General features: G+C 68.9%; 3 protein-coding genes. 2 read left to right on the forward strand and 1 reads right to left on the reverse strand.

The annotated features are described in order from the left end of the window. Positions 1–95: 95 nt before the first annotated feature. Complete coding sequence (locus ACLQ25_RS32480; RefSeq protein ID WP_425734550.1) at positions 96–2,006, reverse strand: ABC transporter ATP-binding protein; 1,911 nt, start codon at positions 2,004–2,006, stop codon at positions 96–98. Positions 2,007–2,137: 131 nt separating this feature from the next. Here ACLQ25_RS32480 and ACLQ25_RS32485 point away from each other — a divergent pair, with 131 nt between their 5' ends. Both ACLQ25_RS32485 and ACLQ25_RS32490 read left to right on the forward strand, forming a co-directional pair. Further along, positions 2,138–2,701, forward strand: a complete 564-nt coding sequence (locus tag ACLQ25_RS32485) for a hypothetical protein (protein WP_425734551.1) — start codon at positions 2,138–2,140, stop codon at positions 2,699–2,701. 101 nt (positions 2,702–2,802) lie between these two features. Then, a complete protein-coding gene (locus ACLQ25_RS32490) occupies positions 2,803–3,342 on the forward strand; it encodes a pyridoxamine 5'-phosphate oxidase family protein (protein WP_425734552.1) in 540 nt (179 codons plus the stop codon). The last annotated feature ends 64 nt before the right edge of the window (positions 3,343–3,406 follow it).

Raw genomic sequence — 3,406 nt, forward strand, 5'->3', positions numbered from 1 at the left:
CTTAGAGTGGCCACCCTCTATACCGGAGCTCCGCTGCCTCGTCTCCACGACACGCTTGACGGCCTACCGAAACGCCTCACTGAACGGCGTTGGGTCTAGATCGGCACGCGTTGTTCCTGGACCGTCGGTTGTTCCTGGACCGTCGGTTGCTCCTGGGCGAACTGGGTGCGGTACAGCTCGTGGTAGCGACCGCCCGCCGCGAGCAGGTCGCCGTGTCGTCCGCGTTCGACGATCCTGCCGGCCTCCACGACGAGGATCTGGTCGGCCGCCCGGATGGTGGAGAGCCGGTGCGCGATGACCACGCTCGTGCGACCGGCCAGGGCCTCGGCGAGGGCGTCCTGGACCGCCGCCTCCGAGGTGGAGTCGAGGTGCGCGGTGGCCTCGTCGAGGATGACCACGCGCGGGCGGGCCAGCAACAGCCGAGCGATGGTCAACCGTTGCCGCTCGCCGCCGGACAGGCGGTATCCGCGTTCGCCGACGACGGTGTCGAGACCGTCGGGAAGCGTACGGATCAGGTCCTCGAGTCGGGCCCGCCGCAGCACGTCCCACATCTCGTCCTCGCTGGCGTCGGGCCGGGCGAACGCCAGGTTGGCACGGATGCTCTCGTGGAAGAGGTGCCCGTCCTGGGTGACCACACCCAACGCCGTCCGGATCGACTCGGCGGACAGGTCGCGGACGTCGACGTCGCCGAGCTTCACGGTCCCGTCATCGGCGTCGTACAGGCGGGGCACCAACTGCGCGATCGTCGACTTGCCCGCCCCGGAGGAGCCCACGAGTGCGACCATCTGCCCCGCCTCGGCGCGGAACGACACCCCGTGCAGCACGTCCTCACCGCCGCGCGTGTCGAGCTTCACCACGTCCTCGAGGGATGCGAGGGACACCCGGTCGGCGGACGGGTAGCCGAAGCGCACCGCGTCGAACTCGACCGCGACGGGCCCGTCGGGAAGCGGCCGTGCGTCGGGCTTGTCGAGGATCAGCGGCCTGAGGTCGAGGACCTCGAAGACCCGCTCGAAGCTCACCAGCGCGCTCATCACCTCGACCCGGGCGCTGGCCAGCGATGTCAGCGGTGCGTAGAGGCGTGACAGCAGCAGCGCGAGGGCGACCACGGTCCCGGCGTCGAGGCTGCCGCGCAGGGCGTACAGGCCCCCCAGCCCGTAGACCAGGGCCAGTGCCAGCGAGCCGACCACGGTGAGCGCGGTGATGAAGACCCACTGCAGCATCGCCGTACGGACGCCGATGTCCCGTACCCGCCGTGCCCGGGCGGCGAACTCGGCGGACTCCTCGGCCGGTCGCCCGTACAGCTTGACCAGGGTGGCGCCGGGCGCTGAGAACCGTTCCGTCATGCGTGTGCTCATGGCCGCGTTGTGCTCGGCCGCCTCACGCTGCAAGCGGGCGAGCCGCGAGCCCATGCGGCGGGCCGGTAGCACGAAGATCGGCAGCAGGACGAGCGCCAACAGCGTGATCTGCCACGAGAAGCTGAGCATCACGGCCAACGTCAGCATCAGCGTGACCGCATTGCCGACCACACTGGACAGGGTGTCGCTGAAGGCCCGCTGCGCGCCGATCACGTCGTTGTTCAGTCGGCTGACCAGCGCACCGGTGCGGGTCCGCGTGAAGAACGCCACCGGCATCTGTTGGACGTGGTCGAAGACAGCCGTCCGCAGTTGAACGATCAGCCCCTCACCGATGCTGGCGGAGAGGAATCGCGTCACCAGCCCGAGGCCGGCCTCGGCGAGGGCGATCACCGCGATCAGGACGGCCAACCGGACCACGACGCCGCCGTCGGCGCCGTCGACGATCGCGTCGACCACCCGACCGGCGAGAATCGGCGACGCCACCGTGAGGACTGCCGTCACCACACTCAACAGCAGGAATCTGACGATCAGTGCGCGGTGCGGTCGGGCGAACCGCGCGATCCGCTTCAGGGTGGCGCGGGACAGCGGTCGCTCGTCCCGCGCGTTCATCGCGTGGCGCAGAGACGTCCACGCGGTAACTTCCATGCTCATGCGTACCTCCGATGTCGAAGGCTAGGACCTCATCCGAACTTCAGGTCAAGTCGCCGTTCGCGGTTGGTCGTGTCGTTGACGATCAGGGTGGCGATCGCCGATGCTCGTGCCCAGCGGCCACGGGAGGGGTCATGAGGTTGCTGGATATCGTCGTCACGACCGTTGGCGGCGCGCTCTCGGCAACCGTCGGCGTCGTCGTCGGCGGAATGCTCACCCGGCGCGCGCAGGATCGGCACTGGTTACGGGATCGTCAGCTCGCCGCCTACCAGGACCTGCTGCGCGAGTACGCCACCTTCTCGATGATCCTGCGGCGCGCCCACCTGGGACGCAGGACCTGGGACTACGACTGGGGCGCTTGGAGTACGGCGTTGATGTCGGCCAGCCTCGTCGCACCGAGCGCCGTCGCCACGGAGATCGACAAGTTCGGCCAAGCGGTGCGCGGACTCCTCGATGCCGCCGCGGGAGTGGACACGACGACGACGCCACTGTCCCAGGATGATTTCGAGCAGGCGATGGTGGCGCCGGCCCACGCACAGCTGGCCCTGGTCAACGCGATGCGCCGCTCCATGGGACGGCAGCAACGGCCCCTGTCGGTGTGGTTGGGCGGGGCCAGTGGCCGTCCCACCCACTGGCAGCCCGACGAAGCTGACAGCCCCTCGGGACACGACGGATCGGTGGACCCTGCGCGGGCCTGAACCGCTGCGACGTGGCCGCTCCTAGCGCGGGTCCTGCCCGATCTTGGTGACTGCTCAGGTCGGCGTGTGAGTAGGGTGCTCGTCATGATCGGGGACACCGTATGCCGTTGACGAACCCGTGGCTGGCCGGCCCCACGCCGGTTGGGCGGCTCAACCGTGAACGGCTTGAAGAGCGCATTCTCAACCTGCTGTCGTCGCAGAACATGTGCGTACTCGCGACCACGGGTCCGGACGGCCCGCTGGCCACCCCGGTGCGGTACTACCCGCTCGACTTCACGGTGCTGTTCACGGCCTCGCCGCGCTCGCCCAAGATGCGCAATATCGCCGCCGATCCGCGAGTATCCGTCGGGATCTTCGCGCCGCTGGTCGGGCTGGCCAGCAGCCGTGGGGCTCAGGTGTTTGGAACTGCCCGGGTGCTCGATCCGGCGCATCCGGACCGTGCGCACTACTGGGAGGCGTTCCGATGGGAGAACGAGCACGCCGAGCGGGGCCGGTCGGTGTCCGAGCCGCCCGAAGACACCCTTGTGGTCGTTGAGCCCGAGCGGATTGTCTATACCGAGCACTGGCTGCGACGTGAAGGGTTCGCACCCCGCCAGGTCTGGCGCCGCACGTCACCTGATCGGCAGGACACCCCTAGATGATCGATTCCAAGGGGTCAGTGGTCGTAGGCGGTCAGGGATCGCATGACCGGTTGGCCGGTGTGCC

The sequence above is a fragment of the Micromonospora sp. DT44 genome, from assembly GCF_049841635.1.
In the GTDB taxonomy this organism is placed as follows: domain Bacteria; phylum Actinomycetota; class Actinomycetes; order Mycobacteriales; family Micromonosporaceae; genus Micromonospora.

Excerpts from the sequence above, each read along its gene's own strand:
- ACLQ25_RS32480 (WP_425734550.1), bottom strand. The coding sequence starts at position 2,006 with ATGAGCATGGAAGTTACCGCGTGGACGTCTCTGCGCCACGCGATGAAC.
- ACLQ25_RS32485 (WP_425734551.1), top strand. The coding sequence starts at position 2,138 with ATGAGGTTGCTGGATATCGTCGTCACGACCGTTGGCGGCGCGCTCTCG.
- ACLQ25_RS32490 (WP_425734552.1), top strand. The coding sequence starts at position 2,803 with ATGCCGTTGACGAACCCGTGGCTGGCCGGCCCCACGCCGGTTGGGCGG.